Below are 18,625 nucleotides of genomic sequence, written 5' to 3'. Positions count from 1 at the left end.
GTCGGGACCGGGCGGACGCCACCGCGGTGTTCCTGCACACTCTCAGGTTTCGGGCAGGTGACGCACGGCTTTTTCCTGCCGGCAGATTCGCTCTGCTGTTAGCGTCCAGCCATGTCCAGACCCGCCCCCGGGCAGCGTGCCGCCGACCCGGCCCGGGTGCCCGCCGCCCCCGGGCCCGCGTACCACCTGAGGACCCCGACGTTCCGCTGGCTCACGGCGGGCTGGGCGCTCACGAACTTCGCGGACTCGGCGCTAACGCTCATCCTGGCGATCTGGGTGGCCGACCTCACGGGGAACGCCGCCGCCGGCGGGCTGACGTTCGCGATGCTGGGGCTGCCGGCGCTCGCGTCGCCGTTCCTCGGTGTCCTCGCGGACCGGGTGTCGCGGCGGAAGCTGCTCGTGGTCGCGTACGCGTGCGGGGCGGCCTGCCTGATCCCGCTGTTCTGGGTGCACGACGCCGGGACCGCCTGGGTGGTCTACCCGGTCACGGTGCTGTACGCGCTGGTGGCGTACGTGACGGCCGCCGGGCAGTCCGGTCTCCTGAAGGACCTGCTGCCGGACGAGGCCCTCGGGCACGCGAACGCCCGGCTCGCGATGATCGACCAGGTCTTCCGGGTCGCCATGCCGTTCGCCGGGGCGGGAGCGTACGCGCTGGCCGGGCCGTACGTCCTCGTGGCGGCGACGATCGCGGCCTTCGTGGGCGCCGCCGTGGTGTTCGCCTGTCTGCGGTTCGCCGAGTCGGTGGTCCCGCCCGAGCGGCGGATCACGGTCCGTGAGGTGGCCGGCGGGTTCCGGCAGCTGTACGCCGGTGCTCCGCTGCGCCCGCTGACGAACGTCATGCTCGTCGCGTTCGCCTTCATCGGGCTGGTCAACGGCGTCGTGTTCGCGATCCTCGAGGACGTCGGCATCCCGAACGCGTGGCTGCCGCCGTTGCTGGTGCTGCAGGGAGTCGGTGGCCTCGCCGCGGGGGCGCTCACGCCCCGCCTCATGGCGCGGTGGGGCCGCGGGCGCGTGGTCGCGGTGGGCCTCCTGCTGGCGGGTGCGGGGCTCGCCCCCCTGCTGCTCGCGATGGTCCCCCTCGTGGTGGTGGCTCAGCTCGCGCTCGGGTTCGGGACGACGTCGGCCGTCGTCGCGTACGTCACCGAACGGCAGGTGGCGACGCCGGCGGGCCTGCAGGGCCGCACCGCGGCCGCCAGCCAGCTCCTGCTGAACTTTCCGCAGGTGCTGTTCACCGTGGCGGGCTCCGCGCTCCTGGCCGTGTGGGACTGGCGGGTGATCGTCGCGGTCAACGTGGGCGCCCTGCTGCTGGCAGGCCTCGCGGGGCTGCGGATCAGGAGGACGGCTCCGGCTCCGCCCCGGACGGCCCCGGCTCCACCCGAGCCAGCGCCACGGTGATGTTGTCGCGCCCGCCCGCCGCGTTCGCCCAGAGCACGAGCGCGGCCGCGGTCTCCGACGGGTCGGTGGTACCACCGGACAGCCGGTGCACGAGGTCGGCGACGTGCTCCGCCTCGGAGCAGTAGTTCCACAGGCCGTCCGAGCAGACCAGCACCCAGCCGGGGACCTCGGGAAGCATGGCGGCGCAGTGCGCGTCGTGGTCCGGGGCATTCCGCCCCAGCCAGCGCGTGATGGCGTGCGACTGCGGTGAGTGCTCGGCCTCCTCGCGCGAGAATCCCGCGGCCATCATCTCCTGGGCCCACGAGTCGTCGACGGACAGTTGTTCCGCGGCGCCGCCGTCGGGCAGCCAGTACACGCGCGAGTCGCCGAGCCAGCCCGCCACGACCAGTCCCGAGTCGACCACGGCGGCGGCGAAGGTGCAGGCCGGCGGGTCGATGGCGGGGCCGCTGTGCCGGCCCGAGCCTGCCGCCTCGCGGGCGATCTCGTCGCCGACGCGGACGACGGCGGCCCCGGCCTCCCGGGAGGCGTTCACCATCGCCTGGGTCCACTCCGCGACGCGCCGCTCGGTCTTCCCCCGCATGGGCAGGGAGCCCACGGGTTCGAAGGTGACCAGGGCGTCCCGCGCGACGCGTGCCGCCTCCAGCGAGGCGACGTCGGAGTGCGGCGCGCTCGACACGCCGTCGCACACCACGAGCGCCGCCGTACCGTTCACCGAGTCCGGTCCCTCCGCGGCCAGTGCCATCGCGTCCTCGTTGCGTGCGTGCCGGACACCGCGGTCGCAGACTCCGGCGACCCAGTCCGCCGGCTTCTCGGTGAAGTGGTCGCGCTCGGAGGCGGGCGCCGGGGGAGGCGTGACCGACGAGTCCGGGTCCGGGTCGACGACGGAGACGGCCGGGATCGGCTCCGTGGGCGGCGTGCCGGTCACGGCACCCTCCACCGGTTGTCCGCGCAGTTCGACGCCGCACTGCTCGCAGTACCGGGCGCCCGGCGCGGAGAGCTCTCCGCAGCGCGGGCAGCGTGACTTGGTGTTCTCGTCAGGAGTGCTCATCGCAGCGTCCAGCGTCGCACGGAGTTGGCCCTGTCGACGAGTGTGACACGTGCACGGCGGCTCTCGGTGAGCTGCGCGAGCCGGCGCAGGCCCGCTTCGAGCGCGTCGCGCATGCTGGGCTCGGTGGCCTCGGCGCCCGCCACGCGGAGGTCCGGCTCCGGCCCGTGCACCAGTACGTGGTCGAGCGCGCGCTGCAGGGCCTCGACCACCACCTGGGTGCGCATCCGGGCGGGCACCGGAGCGTCGTCGATCACCTCGGCGGCCTGCGCGAGGGCGGGCAGGCCGCGGCCGGACCCGATGAGCAGGCGGGCTCGGGCGAGGCGGGCGTCGCCGTACGAGCCCCGGGTGGGCACCACGAAGTCGAGCCCGTCGAGTGCGCCGTCGAGATCGTTCCGCGCGAGGCGCACCCGGGCCAGCCCGAACGCGGCCGCGCCCGTGTAGTTGGCGTCGGTGCGGGCGCAGACGGCGTACATCTCGTGAGCCACCCCCAGCTCGCCCGACTGCTCGCAGGCGCACGCGAGCGCCAGCTTCGGCGCGAGTTCGCCCGGGACCTGCCCGTACACGGCGTTGAACGACGCGGCGGCGGCCGCGGCGTCGCCCCCGGCGAGTCCGGCGAGGCCCTCCATCCAGGCGGCGCGCCAGTCCCAGGGGTCGAGGGCCAGGATCTGGCTCACGGTATCGTGCACCCGCGCCAGGTCGCCGATCTGCAGGGCGGCGCGCGCCTCGGCGAGCAGCACCTCGACGGTCCGCCGCGGGGCCAGTGCGAGCTGGTCCATGCGCGCGGCGGGGTCGGTGAGGTTCACGCCCGCGACCCAGGAAGTCATCGGGTCGGTGGGGTCGGCGGCGAGTGCGGGCAGCTCGTCCCAGCTCAGGGGGCCGCCCGAGCCGTCGGCGGGCGGGACGCCGAACAGGGGGGACGCGGCGGACGTCGTCGCCCCTCCGCTCCCGGTCCGCTCCAGCGCGACCACCTCCCGCAGCACCCCGAGGAGCTGCACGCGGGCCTCCTCGACGGTGAGGAAGCGGTCGTCCGGCGAGGGGTGGCACGCCTTGACGAGCCACCGGTGCAGCGAGTCGTGCCGGGCGAACAGAGGGGTCTCGTCCACGGGAGGGAGGGTGTGCTCGTGGACCCCGGTGCTGCCGGCGAAGTCGAGGACGAGCGTCGCGAGCGTGCGCCCGATCGTGTAGATGTCGGACGCGACGGACGGGCCCGCCTGCTGCACCTCGGCCGCCTGGTAGCCGCGTGTGCCGTAGACCGGCGTCGTCATGTCCGACATGCGGCGCACCCCGCCGAGGTCGATGAGCTTGACGGTGTCGCCCTGGACCACCACGTTGTCCGGCTTGAAGTCGCAGTAGAGCAGGCCGCGATCGTGGACGTAGGTGAACGCCGGCATGATCTCCAGGAGGTAGGCGATGGCGTGGTCCGGCGGAAAGGGCGTGCGCCGTTCCGCCCGGAGGTCCTTGAGCGAGCGCCCGCCCACGTACTCCATCACCGTGTAGCCGGCGCCGGCGTGCCGCGCGAAGTTGTAGATCTCGACGATGAGCGGGTGCTCGACCTCGGCGAGGAACTCGCGCTCGGCGACGGCGACGTCGTACGCCTCCGTGCTGTCGGCGTTCAGCAGCCCCTTGAGCACCACCCAGCGGTCGGCGACGTTGCGGTCCCGGGCCAGGTAGATCCAGCCGAGGCCGCCGTGCGCGATGCAGCCCACCACCTCGTACTGCCCGCCGACGAGTTCGCCGGGCGTCAGCGACGGCGCGAAGTCGAACGGGGTGCCGCACGCGGAGCAGAATCCCTTGGTCCGTCCCGGGGCGCCGTCCCGGGCCCGGCCGACCGGTTCGCCGCACGCGGAGCAGAACCGCCTCTCCTCGGCGAGCTGCGGGTTCTTCATCACCGACGCGAGCGGGTCCTGGATCTCGGGCGTGGGCACGATCGTCAGCCCGGCGCCGAGGCGTTTCTCGCGCAACCACTGCGACGACGTGCTGTGCAGGTGGGCGTCGCGCGACGTGGTGGCGATGGCCGAGCCGAGGGCGGTCGCGCTCAGCCGGGCCGAGCTGCTCGTGGCCGCGCCGTCGCCCACCCGGATCATGCGGCCCGTCCGTAGAGCGGCGTGGGTGGTGCGGGCGCGCCACCCAGGACGTCCGACAGCCAGCGGTCGTAGCTCTGCCGCCAGCCCCCGGTGGCGGCCCGCCGCTCCAGCACGGCGTTCACGAACCGCACGAGGTCCACCTGGTCCGCGGGAACGCCGATCCCGTAGGGCTCGTCGCTGACCGCCTCGCCCACCACCTTGGCGTACGGGTCCTGCGCGGCGAAGCCGGCCAGGACGGTGTCGTCGCCGGTGAGGGCGTCCACCCGGCCCTGCTGGAACAGGGCCAGGCACTGGGTGTGCGTCGCGGCGGCCACCGGTTCGACGTCCTCCCAGGTCCGCAGCAGGGCCAGCGACGTCGTCTCCTCCGAGGCGCACACGCGCTGCCCGTCGAGGCCCGCGATGCTTCTCACGTCGGACGAGGACGGCACCAGCAGTTTCTGCCCGGCATGGTAGTACTCGGCCGAGAACGCGACCTGTTCCCAGCGCTCGCACGTGATCGTGAAGGTGCGCACGACGATGTCGACCTCGTGGTCGATGAGCACCTGCTCCCGCTGCGCGGACGTGATGACCCGGAACCTCACGCGGCCCGGGTCGCCGAAGATCGCTTCCGCGACGGCGCGCGCCACGTCGATGTCGAAGCCCTCGATGCGGCCGGTGAACGGGTCGCGCGCGCTCATGCGCAGCGTGTCCGCCGAGATCCCGACCCGCAGGGCGCCGCGCTCGCGGATCCGCTCCATCGTGGACCCCTCCGGCACCACGCCGGGCTCGGCGTCGTGCGGCGCGTACGAGGCGGTCGCCGGGGTGCCGTCGGCGCACTCCTGCCGCTCGCGCGGCGATCCGCTCCTGTCCGACGGCGGTTCGTGGCCCGTCCGGCCGTCGGGACGGCTGTTCGCGCCGCCGTCCCTGGTCGTGATGTCGTCGAACCTGGTGGTCGCGGCGCGTGGCATCGCGCAGGCGGCGAGGGCCACGACGACGAGCCCGGACAACACCACGGCGACGAGGTGGCGCCGCCGGAGGCGCCGGTGGCCCGGACGCCCGCGCGGGGCGTTCACAGGTACTCCTTCTGCCGCGCCCAGATCCCGGTGGCGGTCATGCCCGCGGCGAGCAGGCCCGCCACCAGGGCGATCCAGCCGGTGGCGAAGGACACCGCGGAGGCCCTGGTGAGCTGCGTCGCGGCGCGCTCCCCGGTGACGGTGACGTCCGTGGCCGCCCGGGCCGCGAACTCCTCGAACGCCGCCAGGGGCGAGCCGTCGCCGGTGGCGATCGCCGCGGACACCGCCTCGCCCCAGCGGCCGGAGTCGTCCAGCGCGCGGATCTCCGCGTGGCCCTCCAGCCAGGTGCGCAGGAGATCACCGGTGGGCCGCTCGGTGCCGGCGGCGTCGTCGGACGCGGCCAGCAGCGCGGCGGCGCGCGTCGTGGAGTCCTGGAAACGGGCCTCGTGCTCGCCTCCGGACCCCCGTTTGATGAGGGTGAGCGATTCCTGCGACTTCGCGTCCGTGGCCTCGGCGAGCGCGGCGGAGCTGGCGACGGTGGCGGCGTAGGGGCCGTCGGCGACCTTGTGCGCGACGACGTTGCCGCCCACCACGCCGATGGCCACGGCCACGGCGCCGACCAGGGCGATGGCCGTGGCGACCACCATCCACGGGCTGATCATGCGATGGGTGCGCCGGGCGAGCCACCACTGCACGACTCCGAGCACCACGAGCGAACCCACCACCACCAGGAGCGGGGACTGCCGCATCGAGACCGCGGCCAGGTGCCCGTCCATGCGGGCGGTGATGCGGTGCGCGACGTCGTCGAGCACGGGCAGGGCCTCGTCGCGCAGGGTCGCCGACGCGAGATCGAGGTAGCCGGTGCCGACCGGGAGCCCCTGCCGGTTGTTGGCGCGGGCCGACTCGACGAGGCCGGCGTAGCGCTGGAGGGCGTCGGACACGACGGCCAGCTCGTCGGAGCGTTCCGGGGCGCGAGCCGCGAGCGGGGGCACGGCGCGCGCGGCGGTGGCGAGGTTCTCCGAGTAGCGCTCCCGCATGGCGGTGGGTTCGAGACCCCCGACCAGGAAGGCGTTCGTGGCCGCCGCGTCGGCGGAGACGAGGTGGTTGCGCAGTTCCTGCGTGGCCACGAGGTCGACGGCGTCGGCGTGGGCGATGTCGAGGTCCGCCGACTGGCCGGTGCCCGCGAGGAACCCGGCGATCCCGAGTGCGACGCAGGCGAGCACGCAGGCGATCTGGGCGAGGCCGAGGCGGCCGGGAGTGCCGGACACCGCGTTCGCGGCCCGCCGCGCGAGACCGTGCGGGAGGGTGCTCGAGCCGGGCCGGTGCGGTGCGGCCACGGTCATCGGCGGTACCTCCGGAGACACTGAGGGGAATTCCCGCGCCGCCACCGGCGCTTCTCGCTGTGCTGAGTCACGGTAAAGGCGAAGTCCGATCCTTGCGACTCATATGTGAGGAACAGTATGGCTGTACGAGAGCGGGCGACGTGACGCGAGACGGAGTGATGCCGGGGTGGGCCGGGCAGACCCTGGCTGCATGAGTCCCGGCTGGGGGCGGCACGGAATGGGTGCGGGAGGCGACGGGGTCAGCGCGGTCGGGTCAGGCCGAGTTCGTATCCAGGAATGATGGCGTGCACTCAGATGGACCCCGGCTGAGTTCGTCGAACCGCTTGGGACAGATCGCGGAAGCTGGCGGCATCCAGTGTGCCGACGCGCTGTCCGTTCTTGCTCGGCGTGACTCTGAGCGTGACCGACGCGCGGTGCGCGTCGGGGCGGACGTAGTAACACTCGTCGGTCTCCGGGCAGTAGATGCAGAGAACATCGATGGTGCTCTTGTCCGTCGGCTTCGTATGGGTGCCAGAACGGTCGTTCCACACCGACCGGAAGTGGACGGTGACGGCACCCGTACGAGTAGAGCGATACTTGACCTGGAGCCGATGGAATTTCCCTTCCGCGTATGCGACCAGATCGAAGGGGGCGTGCTCTGTTGCGGGGAACAGCACGACGAACCCCTTCCCGACCAAGTCTGCATGGGCCTTGGCCACGCCGAGATCGCCTTTGTCCTTCGTGTGGTGCAGCGCCATGGAGGTCAACACTAGTGGATGGCGTCCATTGGCCGTCATGCTCCCCTCGAACGCAAATGTGCTATAGGTGCCCCCGGCAGGATTCGAACCCGCGACCTCGTCATTAGAAGTGACATGCTCTATCCAGCTGAGCTACGGAGGCGTGCGCCCGCGCCGGGCGCGGGCCCATCGTATCGATCCTGGCCGCGGAGTTGGACCAGGAATGTGGACCAGTATCGTGGACGTAGTCCTTGGACGCCTGCCCGGCGTCCCCGGTTGGCAAGGGGCAGGTGGAGATATCAGGATGAACCCGTGACTCTCGGAACGCGCTCCGCCGCGCTCGGCCGCCGGGGCGGCGTCGACCCCGACGTCGCCGAGCAACTCGGCTTCACGGTGCACGACGTCGTCCAGGACCTCCGCGGCGACGTCTCCGCCGTGCGTCTCCCGCTCCCGATCGAGGGGGCCGACGACGCGGAAGCCTCCCGCGCGCGGTTGCTCGCGCAGCTCGACGAGCATCTCCTGCCACGGCTCGCGGAACTGTCCAGCCCGGCGCTGGTGGTCCTCGCGGGCTCGACCGGTGCCGGCAAGTCGACCATCTTCAACAGCCTGCTGCGCGGCGACATCTCCGACGCGGGCGTGCTGCGGCCCACCACCCGGGAACCCGTCGTGGGCGTGCACCCGCGGGACCGGGCGACCCTCAAGGCAGGTCCGGTCAGCGAGCTCGCGCGGGTGGTCGAGCACGAGGGCGTGCCGCGCGGTACCGCCCTGCTGGACGCGCCCGACCTGGACTCGTTCGTCTCACAGAACCGCAGCACGGCGGGCAAGCTTCTCGAAGGGGCCGACCTGTGGCTGTTCGTCACCACGGCGGCCCGGTACGGGGACGCCCTGCCCTGGGAGGCCCTCGACCGCGCACGGGAGCGCGGCGCGAGCGTCGCCATCGTGCTCAACCGGGTCGGTGAGGACGATCTCGTCACCATCCGCGGGGACCTGAACGCGCGGATGCGGGAGCGCGGCATGACGGACGCGCCGCTGTTCGTGATCCCGGACGTCGGCCCCCACGAAGGGCTGCTCGACTCCCGGCTGGTGGCGGGGATCGGGCGCTGGCTGGCGATGATGGCCGGGCCGGAGCGTTCCCGCACCGTCGTGGTACGCACCCTCAAGGGCGCGCTGAAGGCGCTGCCGGACTGGGTCGACGGCCTGGTGGAGGCCGTCGAGGCGCAGGGCGCCGCGGCGCGGGAGCTGCGCCGCGTGATCGACATCGTCGTTCCCGACGCCGAGTCCGTGGCCCAGGCCGCGATCAGCGCCGGGACGGCCGGCGGGTCGCAGGTCACCGCGCGGTTCGCGGAACTGGTCGCCAGCAGGCGCATCGACCGCGTGACCGTACGGGACGGCGTCGTGCGCGCCCCGAAGCGCGCCGGCCGCGCCCGGTCCGAGGCGCTCGCCCCGCTCCGCGAGGAGGCGAGGAAGGCGGCGGAGCGCTCCCTCGCGGCCGCCGGCGCCCGCACCGAGGAGCGGCTGCGCGCCGAGCTCGCGGGGCCGGGAGCCCCGGCGGCCGGCGCGGCGGTGGCGCCGTCGGGCAGGGAACGCGGGCAGGCCCGCGAGGTGTGGGCGGCCGAGCAGGCCGCCGCCTGGGTCGCGGAGGGGGACCGCCTCGTGGCGGGACTCGGCGACGGTGAGAATGGCCAGGACCCGGACGCTCCTGTTCCCCCGGACGAGGCGGTGCCGGGTGCCCGGCGCGCCTTCGGCGACGCCGGGCTGGCGACCCTGCTGCTGGCCGCGGCGCTCGGGAGCGAGGACGCGGCACGCCTCCTGGGCAAGGTGCTGGGCGACACGGTCGAGGATCTCGTGCGCCCGCTGCGCTCCGACCTCGTGGACCGGACCGCGCTAGCGGTTGCGGCGGAGGCCCGATCTGTCCAGAGTGCCCTTGAGATCCCCGCCCTCGCCGACGACGCGGCAGCCACGCTGCGTGTTCGGCTCGCCGAGCTCAGGAGGCTGACATGACGAGCGCCTCGACGCGGCCACCCGGCCGTGCCGGAGACGATGCCGCGCTGCGCGTACGGACCGAAGACCTCGGCCGCGCCCTGCAGGTGGCGGGTTCCCGCCTTGACGACGCCGTCTTCGGCCGCGTCGCGAGCGCTGTGGCCGGCGTCCGGGAGCGCATCGCCCTCGGCGTCGACCACACCGTCGTCGCGCTGGCCGGGGGCACCGGATCGGGCAAGTCGAGCCTGTTCAACAGGATCTCGCGGCTCTCGTTCGCCGAGGTGGGCGTCAAGCGCCCCACCACGGCCAAGGTCTCCGCCTGCTCCTGGTCCGACGACGCCGCGGCGCTGCTGGACTGGCTCGGTGTCGAGCGCGAGCGGCGCATCACCCGCGCCGGGGAGCTCGACGGGGCCGACGAGGACGGTTTCGGCGGCCTGGTCCTGCTGGACCTGCCCGACCACGACTCCGTCGCCCCGGGCCACCGCGAGATCGTGGACCGGGTGCTGCCCCTGGTCGACCTGCTCGTCTGGGTGGTGGACCCGCAGAAGTACGCCGACGACGCGCTGCACTCCGGCTACCTGCGTGGCGCGGGCGAACGGCCCGGGTCGATGGTCGTCGCGCTCAACCAGATGGACACCGTCCCCGCGGGCCAGCAGGACAACCTCGCGCGGGACGTCTCCCGCCTGCTGCGCGACGACGGGGTCGGCGAGGTGCCGGTGGTCCCGGTGTCGGCGAGGACCGGGTACGGCGTGCCGGAGCTGCGGGATCTGCTCGAGCAGGCGGTCCGGCGGCGGTCGGTGGCCGCCGGCCGCGCCGCCGCCGAACTGGACGCCGCGGCGGCGGCCCTGCTGGAGGAGACGCCTGCCGAGGTGCCGTGGCACACGTCCGCCGTGCTCGCCGCGGAGACCGAGGCGCTGGGAGAGGCCGTGGGGCTCGCGCCGGTCGCGGCGCAGGTGGCTGCCTCCGTGCAGAACGGGTACGGGCGGCCCGAGTTCCCCGCACCCGATCCCGACGCCGTCGCGTTGTCCCGCGCCCGCTGGCTCACCGGCGCGGGAGAGAATCTCCGGCCCGGCTGGCAGCGGTCCCTCGCGGAGTCGGTGGCCTCCTCGGAGCACGTGGGCGCGTCCCTGGCGACGGCGCTGCGCGGTGTCACCCTGGACGTGCGCGGGCCGGTCTCGGCGCGCCCGCTGCGGCGTGTGGCGCTCGTTCTCGTCGGCCTGGCCGTGGTGCTGGGCTTCGCCACCGTGCTCGCGTCGATGCAGGTGATTCCCGTCGACGACACCACCTCGACCGTGCTCGGCGTGACCGGGGTGGTGGCGGCGCTCGCGGCGCTCGGCGTGTTCCTCGCGGCGACGCGGATCCGGCGGGCGCTGGCCCGGCGGCGGGAGCAGGCGGTGCTCGCGGCGGGGAGGGCGACGGTCGAGCGGGTGCTGGAGCGCACGCTCGGGGAACCGACGCAGCGGCTCCTCGACGAGCACCGTCAGGTGCGGGAACTCGCCCAGTCCGCGCGTGAGGACGGACCCGCGGCACCGGCCCAGGCCGGTGGGACGCCGACCGCGGGTCGTGGAAACAGCCCTTCGTACACAGCCTCGGCCCCGGCGTCCTCCGTGGAGGCGGCGCGCGCGTGATGCTGGTTCCGGCGCGCCGGCAGGGGGCCGGTGCGCGGGAACGGAGGAGCGCGACGTGAGCAACGACGTGAGGGTGACCGTGACGGGGAACGCGGGAAGCGATCCCGTGATCCGGCGGTCGAGCAGGGGCACCGAGTGGACCCGGTTCTCGGTGGCGAGCACGCGGCGCATCCGGGCCACGGACGGCGAGTTCTACGACGGGCCGACGATCTGGTTCCAGGTGAAGGCGTGGGGCCACGCCGCGGTGAACATCAGCGAGAGCGTCACGAAGGGGCAGCCCGTGGTCGTCGCCGGGCGGCTCGAGGTCGAGGAGTGGGGAGACGACGCCCGGCGGCGTACCACCCTGGTGATCAACGCCGACTCGGTGGGGCCCAACCTCATGAGAGGGCGGGCGAAGTTCCAGCGCGTGATCCCGGCCGACGAACCGGGGCAGCAGGAGCGCCCGTCCGCCGGGGCCCGGCAGGACGGGCCCGGGCGCGGCGTGCCTGACGTGGACGCGGATGCCTGGGCGACGGCCGGTCCGGACGCTCCCGCGGGTCCGGACGAGTTCGGTGAGGTCCCGGACGGGGCCGCGGAGGCGGCGGACGGCAGCTGGGGAGCCCCGGTCGCGGATGCCGGGTACGACGGCGCCGCCGGTGCCGGGCACCAGGACGGACCGACCGCGTAGGCTGGGGACCGACGCCGCCCGCCGCGGCCGTGCGCGATGTGTGCGAGCAGATCGCCGCGCGGCGGGCGCAACCCCCTCCCTACCTGTTGAAACGGTGGAACGAAGGCAAGTGGCTGAGTTCATCTACTCCATGTACAAGGCGCGCAAGGCGCACGGCGACAAGGTCATCCTCGACGACGTGTCGCTGAACTTCTACCCCGGTGCGAAGATCGGCGTCGTCGGGCCGAACGGCGCCGGAAAGTCCACGATCCTCAAGATCATGGCCGGGCTGGACCAGCCGTCGAACGGTGAGGCCCGGCTGTCGCCCGGCTACACGGTGGGGATCCTGCAGCAGGAGCCGCCGCTGAACGAGGAGAAGACGGTCCTCGGCAACGTCCAGGAGGCCGTCGCGGACATCCTGGCGAAGAAGGCGCGGTTCGACGAGATCTCCGCGCTCATGGCCGAGCCCGACGCGGACTTCGACGCGCTCCTCGCCGAGATGGGCACGCTCCAGGAGAAGATCGACGCGGCCGACGCGTGGGACCTGGACAACCAGCTCGAGCAGGCGATGGACGCGCTGCGCTGCCCGCCGCCGGACGCGGACGTGAAGGTGCTCTCCGGTGGCGAGCGCCGTCGCGTGGCGCTGTGCAAGCTGCTGCTGGAGAAGCCGGACCTGCTCCTGCTCGACGAGCCCACCAACCACCTGGACGCCGAGTCCGTGCTGTGGCTGGAGCAGCACCTGGCGAGCTACCCGGGCGCCGTCCTGGCCGTCACGCACGACCGCTACTTCCTCGACCACGTCGCGCAGTGGATCTGCGAGGTCGACCGCGGGCGTCTGTACCCCTACGAGGGCAACTACTCGACCTACCTCGAGAAGAAGGGGGAGCGTCTCGAGGTCCAGGGCAAGAAGGACGCCAAGCTCGCCAAGCGCCTCAAGGACGAGCTCGAGTGGGTGCGGTCCAACGCCAAGGGCCGTCAGACCAAGTCCAAGGCGCGCCTGCAGCGCTACGAGGAGATGGCCGCCGAGGCGGAGCGGACCCGGAAGCTCGACTTCGAGGAGATCCAGATCCCGGCCGGGCCGCGCCTCGGCTCCCTGGTGCTGGAGGCGGAGAACCTCCAGAAGGGCTTCGGCGACCGCGTCCTGATCGACGGGCTGAGCTTCACGCTGCCGCGCAACGGCATCGTGGGTGTCATCGGCCCGAACGGCGTGGGCAAGACGACGCTGTTCAAGACGATCGTCGGGATGGAGCCGCTGGACGGCGGCACCCTGAAGGTCGGCGACACGGTGTCGGTGTCCTATGTGGACCAGTCCCGCGGCGGCATCGACCCGAACAAGACGCTGTGGGAGGTGGTCTCGGACGGGCTGGACTTCATCAAGGTCGGCAACGTGGAGATCCCGTCCCGTGCCTACGTGGCGTCGTTCGGGTTCAAGGGCCCGGACCAGCAGAAGCCGGCGGGCGTCCTGTCGGGCGGTGAGCGCAACCGCCTGAACCTCGCGCTCACCCTCAAGCAGGGCGGCAACCTGCTCCTCCTCGACGAGCCCACCAACGACCTCGACGTCGAGACCCTGGGCTCCCTGGAGAACGCTCTGCTCGACTTCCCGGGCTGCGCCGTGGTGGTCTCCCACGACCGGTGGTTCCTGGACCGCGTCGCCACGCACATCCTGGCGTACGAGGGCACGGAGGAGGACCCGGCGAACTGGTACTGGTTCGAGGGCAACTTCGAGTCCTACGAGGAGAACAAGGTGGAGCGGCTCGGTGCCGACGCGGCGCGTCCGCACCGCGTCACCTACCGCCGCCTGACGCGCGACTGACCTGGATTCCTTCCGCCCGGGAAGTCACCTCGTGCGGCCGGTGAGCCGCATCAGGTGACTTCCCGGCCATGATGGGTTTGCCGGAAATGGGTGGAGTCGGCAAGGATCGCCCCATGGTCTTTTCCGTGCCACGCCCTGGATGGCAGGATCTGCCGCCTCCCGTTCGCCAGCGCATCTCGGACGAACTCGGAAGCCGCGTCCTCGGATGGACGACACTGCCGATGAGCGGTGTCGGTGACGGGGCGACGATGTTCCTCCAGACCGCCGCGGGGACCCAGGTGTGCACCGTCGTGAGCACGGCCGACCCGCAGGCACAGGAGCTGGCTCGGCGCGCGATCGACGTCGTGGCCGTGCTGCCGGCCGCGGCGCCCGTTCCCACGCTCCTGTGGTGGTTCGACGAGGATCTCGGCGCGTTCGGGCGCTGGATCGTGGCGAGCTGGGCGATGCGCGACATCCGGCCGATCGGCGACGAGTGGACCACCGGTGAGGTCGCGGCCGGCCTCGACGTGCTGCGGGAGATCCGCGAGTTCGACGCACCCGAGGACGGGCCTTTCCTGGACAGCGCCGAGGTGTTCGGTGCCGAGCCGTGGCGGCGCCTCGCCGATCAGCGTCCCGACGGGCTGCGGAACTTCTCCCCGTGGCTCGAACCGCGCCTGGAGGCACTCGCCGAGATCGCCGTCCACAGCGCGGAGGCCGTTGCCGGGACCACACTCGTCCACGGTGCACCCGCACGCCAGTCGCTGTACCCGCCGCTGTCCCCGGAGGGGCGCCCGGTGGCGGTCGCCTGGTCCCACGCGGCGCGCGGCGCACCGTTCGTCGACACCGTCCTGCTCCTCGCCCACATCCGGGCGGAGGGAGGCCCCGCGCCCGAGGTCGTCCTGGCCAGGCACCCCCTGCCGGCCGGCACGGACCCCGACGCCGTGACCTGCCTCGTCACCGCACTGACGGGAAAGCTCATCGAGCAGGCGCTCCAGCCGGGGCGAGGGGCTCCGGGGCAGCGGCGCTCCGTCCTGCAGGCGCACGCGAGCGTCTGCGTCGAGTGGCTCCGCCGCAGGCTCGGATTCTGACCCTGATCACCGAGGCGATCACCCTCCCCACGTGGCGGGACCTGCTGGTCCCCGGCACGCCTCCACGGGACTGGCCTGCCGTGGTTGGGGCAGACTGTGCGCCATGACCGAGAAGCCCGACGACGTGCCCACGGAGCGTGAAGGTACCGCCGAGCCCACGGGACGGACAGCCGGAACCCCGACGCCCGCCGCCGACGACGGGATCGGCGACCTCACACGCTCGCTGGAGAGCCTGCGCACGCGGCTCGGGACCCTCCGTCTCCCGCTCGAGACCCCCGACGCGCGCGAGGCGCGCGACGCGCGCCGCCGCTCGGTCGACCAGCTGGACGACTACCTGCTGCCGCGCCTGCGGTCGCAGCGGGCCCCGCTGCTCGTGGTGGTCGGCGGTTCCACCGGTGCCGGCAAGTCGACCCTCGTGAACTCGGTGCTGGGCGAGGACGTCACGCTGCCCGGCGTGCTGCGCCCCACCACGCGCGCGCCCGTTCTGGTGCACCATCCGCTCGACGCGCGCTGGTTCACCGGCGACCGCGTCCTGCCCGGCCTCTCGCGGGTGACCAGTGCCGGCGGACCGCCGGGCGGCCCCACCTCGGCCACCCGTCCCGGCCCCGCCGCGGAGCCGCGCACCCTGCGCATGGTCGCGAGCGAGGCCCTTCCCCGCGGGCTCGCGCTGCTCGACGCGCCGGACATCGACTCCGTCGAGCAGGCCAACCGCGACCTCGCGGCGCAGCTCCTCGGAGCCGCCGACCTGTGGCTCTTCGTCACCACCGCGGCCCGCTACGCGGACGCCGTGCCGTGGGACCTGCTCACCTCGGCCGCCGAACGGCGCGCGCAGGTGGCGATGGTGCTCGACCGGGTCGACCCCGGTGCCGGGGCCACCGTCGACGACCTGCGCGACCTCATGGCCGAACAGGGACTGGGCGACTCACCCCTCTTCGTGGTCCCGGAGGCCGAGCTGACGTCCGAGGGCTACCTCCCGGAGCGTGCGGTGGCGCCCGTCGCCGACTGGCTGACGGACCTGGGCGGCGACGCGGGCGCGAGGGCGCACGTCATCGCGGCGACCCGGGACGGCGTCGTCGACGACCTGGTGCGGCGGTGCGGGACGCTCGCCGACGCGGCCGACGCCCAGCAGGAGGCCGATGCCCGCCTGCGTGCGGTCGTCGCCGGTGCCTACGCCGACGCGGTCGCCCACGTGAACGCGGCCACGTCCGACGGCGCGCTGCTGCGGGGCGAGGTACTCGCCCGCTGGCAGGACTTCGTGGGCACGGGGGAGTTCTTCCGCGCCGTGGAGCACGGGGTCGGGCGCGTGCGGGACGCCGTCGGCGCGTTCTTCCGGGGCAAGCCGCGGCAGGCGCCGCAGGTCGAGCACGCGATCGCGCACGGGCTGGAGTCCGTGGTGCTCGACGCCGCCGAGGACGCCGCCGAACGGGCGTACGCGGGCTGGCGGGGCGACACGGCGGGCCGGGTCCTGCTGGAAGGACTCGAGCTGTCGCGAGCCTCGAGCACGCTGCGGGCCGACGTCGGCGAGCAGATCCGCGGCTGGCAGTCCGACGTGCTGGACCTCGTCCGCGAGCAGGGCGCGGCCAAGCGTGGCGCCGCGCGGGCGCTGTCGCTCGGCGTGAACGGGCTGGGCGTGGCGCTGATGATCCTGGTGTTCGCGTCCACGGGCGGCCTGTCGGGGATCGAGGTCGGCATCGCCGGCGGGACGGCGGTCCTGGCGCAGCGCCTGCTGGAGGCGGTGTTCGGCGAGGACGCCGTGCGACGGCTCGCCGTCGAGGCGCGGGAACGGCTCGGCACGCGGGTCCGGACCGTGATGGACGGCCAGGCAGCGCGGTACACGGCGCAGCTCGACGCGGTGGGGTCGGCCGACGCCGGAGGAGTGGCGCTGCGGGGCGCGGCGCAGGCCGTCGCGGACGCCGCCGCCGCGGAACGCGGATCCCGCGCCGCGGGCACCGGGAGCGGCGACGCGCCGATCTCCGCCACGGGCGTCTCCGGGCGCGGGCTGCGCGGGGCCGGGACCGGAGGCGGCGACACCATCGGGGTGGGCGGCCCGACCGGCACCGGAGCCGCGCCGGGCGCGCGGCGGCCGGACGGCACCACGACCGCCGCCGGGCCACCCGAGGGATCCGGCGACCGGGCGGGCGACGCCGAGGACGCGACGGGCCGCCGACGCGGCTTCTGGCACCGCCTGTTCGGCCGTGAGGAGGCGGACCGATGAGCCGGCTTGACCTGGCCGCCCGGACCGCGGCCCTGGAGAACGCCGCCCAGGAGGGTGGCGGGCGCCTCGACCCGGAGATCCTGGACACCGCTCGCGCGGTGGCGGAACGGGCGCGCGAGCGGGGCGGGCTCTCGGCCGACCACACGGTGGTCGCGCTCGCCGGCGCGACGGGCTCGGGCAAGTCCTCCGTCTTCAACGCCGTGGCCGGCGAGGACGTCGCCGCGCCGGGGGTACGGCGCCCGACGACGTCGCACGCGCTCGCCGCGTACTGGGGCGAGGGTGCCGGGCCGCTGCTGGACTGGCTGGACGTGCCGCGGCGCCACGAGATGTCCGGGCCGGTACCGTCGGGCGACGCGACCGGCCTGGTACTGCTGGACCTGCCCGACCACGACTCGGTCGTGGTGGACCACCGGCTGCGCGCGGAGGCGCTCGTAGCCCGGGCGGACCTGCTGGTGTGGGTGGTCGACCCGCAGAAGTACGCCGACGCGGCGCTGCACGAAGGGTTCCTCAGGCCGCTGGCCGGCCGGGCCGACGTCGTCGTGGTGGTGCTGAACCAGATCGACCGGCTGAAGGCCGACGAGACCAAGGCGATGCTCGCGGACCTGAAGCGGCTCGTGGCCGCCGACGGGCTCGACGGCGCGCGCGTGCTCGGCCTGTCGGCGACGACCGGCCAGGGCATGGACGAACTGCGCGGGCTGCTCGCGAAGGCGGCGCGGAAGCGCGAGGCCGCCACGGCGCGGCTGGTGGCCGACGAGCGTGCCGCGGCGTCGGACATCGTGGCGGCGTGCGGGTCCCAGCCGCCCGCGCGGGCAGGGGAGCGCGCGCGGGGCGCGCTGCTGCAGTCCCTGGAGGACGCGGCGGGCGTGCCGACCGTGGTCGAGGCCGTGCGCGCGGCGGCGCGCCGGGACGCGCGGGCGGCGACGGGGTGGCCGCTGACGCGCTGGCTCGGGCGGCTACGACGTGACCCGCTGCGCAGGCTCGGGCTGCGCGACACGGAGCGGCGCGCCCCTCAGGGGCGGGAGGACCTCGTCCGCACCTCGCTACCGACGCCGGCCCCGGCCGTGCGCGCGGCGGCGGCGTCGGGGGTGCGACAGTACGTCGAGAAGGTGACGGACGGGGTCTCCGACTCGTGGGTACTGGCCGCCCGTGCCCGGGCGCAGCACGGCATCGACGAGCTGCCCGACGCCCTCGACCGGGCCGTCGCGAGCACCCGGCTCGAGGCGGGACGGCGACCCTTGTGGTGGCGGGCGGTGAACGTGCTGCAGTGGACGCTCATCGCCGCCGTCGGCGCGGGGTTCGCGTGGCTGGCCGTGCTGTTCCTGTTCTCCTACCTGCGGCTGCCCGCGCCGCCGACGCCGGTGTGGACCGTGCCGAGGTCGTCCGCGGACGGGACGGACGTGGTCTTCCCCGGAGCGCCGCCGGGACCCTCCGACGGGCTCGGCGTGGACCCGTTCCAGATCCCCTGGCCGACCCTGCTGGTGCTCGGCGGGCTGGTGCTCGGCGTGCTCGTCGCGCTGGTCTCCCGGGTGCTGGCGGCGATCGGTGCCCGGCGCCGTGCGGCGGCCGCCCGGCGCCGGCTGCGGGCGTCGGTGGCGGAGGTCGCCGACCGTTTGGTGCGGCTCCCGATGGGGGAGGAGCTCGGGGCTCTCGGCCGCTGCCGGGCGGCGGCCGCGATCGCGGCGAGCTGACCTCGCCGTC

General features: G+C 74.0%; 13 protein-coding genes and 1 tRNA gene. 8 read left to right on the top strand and 6 right to left on the bottom strand.

The window, feature by feature from the left end; translation table 11 throughout:
* Positions 1 to 111: 111 nt before the first annotated feature.
* The gene (locus EDD34_RS14940; protein ID WP_123815277.1) at positions 112 to 1,395 is read left to right on the top strand and encodes an MFS transporter; all 1,284 of its coding nucleotides are present in this window, start codon (positions 112 to 114) and stop codon (positions 1,393 to 1,395) included.
* Here the strand turns inward: EDD34_RS14940 and EDD34_RS14935 are convergent.
* The 6 genes from EDD34_RS14935 to EDD34_RS14910 form a co-directional block, all read right to left on the bottom strand.
* On the bottom strand, positions 1,331 to 2,443 hold the full coding sequence (locus EDD34_RS14935; RefSeq protein ID WP_123815276.1) for a PP2C family protein-serine/threonine phosphatase: 1,113 nt from the start codon (positions 2,441 to 2,443) through the stop codon (positions 1,331 to 1,333). The two genes, EDD34_RS14940 and EDD34_RS14935, sit on opposite strands and share 65 nt — an antisense overlap.
* Positions 2,440 to 4,527, bottom strand: coding sequence for a serine/threonine-protein kinase (locus EDD34_RS14930; RefSeq protein ID WP_123815275.1), 2,088 nt, complete (start codon positions 4,525 to 4,527; stop codon positions 2,440 to 2,442). Before EDD34_RS14930 ends, EDD34_RS14935 begins: the two co-directional genes overlap by 4 nt.
* Positions 4,524 to 5,579, bottom strand: coding sequence for a glutamate ABC transporter substrate-binding protein (locus EDD34_RS14925; protein ID WP_246012466.1), 1,056 nt, complete (start codon positions 5,577 to 5,579; stop codon positions 4,524 to 4,526). Before EDD34_RS14925 ends, EDD34_RS14930 begins: the two co-directional genes overlap by 4 nt.
* On the bottom strand, positions 5,576 to 6,862 hold the full coding sequence (locus tag EDD34_RS14920) for a hypothetical protein (RefSeq protein WP_123815274.1): 1,287 nt from the start codon (positions 6,860 to 6,862) through the stop codon (positions 5,576 to 5,578). The genes EDD34_RS14925 and EDD34_RS14920 overlap by 4 nt, the downstream gene beginning before the upstream one ends.
* A 290-nt stretch (positions 6,863 to 7,152) precedes the next feature.
* Positions 7,153 to 7,599 (bottom strand): group I intron-associated PD-(D/E)XK endonuclease, encoded by a 447-nt coding sequence (locus tag EDD34_RS14915; protein ID WP_123815273.1) that lies wholly within the window; start codon positions 7,597 to 7,599, stop codon positions 7,153 to 7,155.
* A gap of 68 nt (positions 7,600 to 7,667) precedes the next feature.
* A tRNA-Arg gene (locus tag EDD34_RS14910) sits at positions 7,668 to 7,741 on the bottom strand.
* Between the two features lie 149 nt (positions 7,742 to 7,890).
* Here EDD34_RS14910 and EDD34_RS14905 point away from each other — a divergent pair.
* From EDD34_RS14905 to EDD34_RS14875, 7 genes are all read left to right on the top strand, one after another.
* On the top strand, positions 7,891 to 9,579 hold the full coding sequence (locus EDD34_RS14905) for a GTPase domain-containing protein (RefSeq protein ID WP_123815272.1): 1,689 nt from the start codon (positions 7,891 to 7,893) through the stop codon (positions 9,577 to 9,579).
* On the top strand, positions 9,576 to 11,186 hold the full coding sequence (locus tag EDD34_RS14900) for a GTP-binding protein (protein ID WP_123815271.1): 1,611 nt from the start codon (positions 9,576 to 9,578) through the stop codon (positions 11,184 to 11,186). The genes EDD34_RS14905 and EDD34_RS14900 overlap by 4 nt, the downstream gene beginning before the upstream one ends.
* A 55-nt stretch (positions 11,187 to 11,241) precedes the next feature.
* Positions 11,242 to 11,853 carry a single-stranded DNA-binding protein gene (locus EDD34_RS14895; protein ID WP_170177095.1) on the top strand — a complete coding sequence of 204 codons (612 nt, stop codon included), beginning with the start codon at positions 11,242 to 11,244 and terminating at the stop codon, positions 11,851 to 11,853.
* A gap of 109 nt (positions 11,854 to 11,962) precedes the next feature.
* A complete protein-coding gene (ettA, locus tag EDD34_RS14890; RefSeq protein ID WP_123815269.1) occupies positions 11,963 to 13,645 on the top strand; it encodes an energy-dependent translational throttle protein EttA in 1,683 nt (560 codons plus the stop codon).
* Between the two features lie 113 nt (positions 13,646 to 13,758).
* Entirely contained in the window at positions 13,759 to 14,712 is a 954-nt protein-coding gene (locus EDD34_RS14885) for a hypothetical protein (RefSeq protein ID WP_123815268.1), read from the top strand.
* A 103-nt stretch (positions 14,713 to 14,815) separates the two neighbouring features.
* Entirely contained in the window at positions 14,816 to 16,927 is a 2,112-nt protein-coding gene (locus tag EDD34_RS14880; protein WP_123815267.1) for a dynamin family protein, read from the top strand.
* Positions 16,924 to 18,615, top strand: coding sequence for a GTPase family protein (locus EDD34_RS14875; RefSeq protein WP_123815266.1), 1,692 nt, complete (start codon positions 16,924 to 16,926; stop codon positions 18,613 to 18,615). Before EDD34_RS14880 ends, EDD34_RS14875 begins: the two co-directional genes overlap by 4 nt.
* Positions 18,616 to 18,625: the final 10 nt, after the last annotated feature.

Origin of the sequence: Myceligenerans xiligouense, assembly GCF_003814695.1 — a bacterium.
Classification (GTDB): domain Bacteria; phylum Actinomycetota; class Actinomycetes; order Actinomycetales; family Cellulomonadaceae; genus Myceligenerans; species Myceligenerans xiligouense.
Note: the sequence above shows the minus strand (reverse complement) of the source record. Positions and strands in the feature narration are given on the sequence as shown.

Excerpts from the sequence above, each read along its gene's own strand:
- EDD34_RS14920 (WP_123815274.1), bottom strand. The coding sequence starts at position 6,862 with ATGACCGTGGCCGCACCGCACCGGCCCGGCTCGAGCACCCTCCCGCAC.
- EDD34_RS14900 (WP_123815271.1), top strand. The coding sequence starts at position 9,576 with ATGACGAGCGCCTCGACGCGGCCACCCGGCCGTGCCGGAGACGATGCC.
- EDD34_RS14940 (WP_123815277.1), top strand. The coding sequence starts at position 112 with ATGTCCAGACCCGCCCCCGGGCAGCGTGCCGCCGACCCGGCCCGGGTG.
- EDD34_RS14930 (WP_123815275.1), bottom strand. The coding sequence starts at position 4,527 with ATGATCCGGGTGGGCGACGGCGCGGCCACGAGCAGCTCGGCCCGGCTG.
- EDD34_RS14880 (WP_123815267.1), top strand. The coding sequence starts at position 14,816 with ATGACCGAGAAGCCCGACGACGTGCCCACGGAGCGTGAAGGTACCGCC.
- EDD34_RS14935 (WP_123815276.1), bottom strand. The coding sequence starts at position 2,443 with ATGAGCACTCCTGACGAGAACACCAAGTCACGCTGCCCGCGCTGCGGA.
- EDD34_RS14885 (WP_123815268.1), top strand. The coding sequence starts at position 13,759 with ATGGTCTTTTCCGTGCCACGCCCTGGATGGCAGGATCTGCCGCCTCCC.
- EDD34_RS14915 (WP_123815273.1), bottom strand. The coding sequence starts at position 7,599 with ATGGCGCTGCACCACACGAAGGACAAAGGCGATCTCGGCGTGGCCAAG.
- EDD34_RS14875 (WP_123815266.1), top strand. The coding sequence starts at position 16,924 with ATGAGCCGGCTTGACCTGGCCGCCCGGACCGCGGCCCTGGAGAACGCC.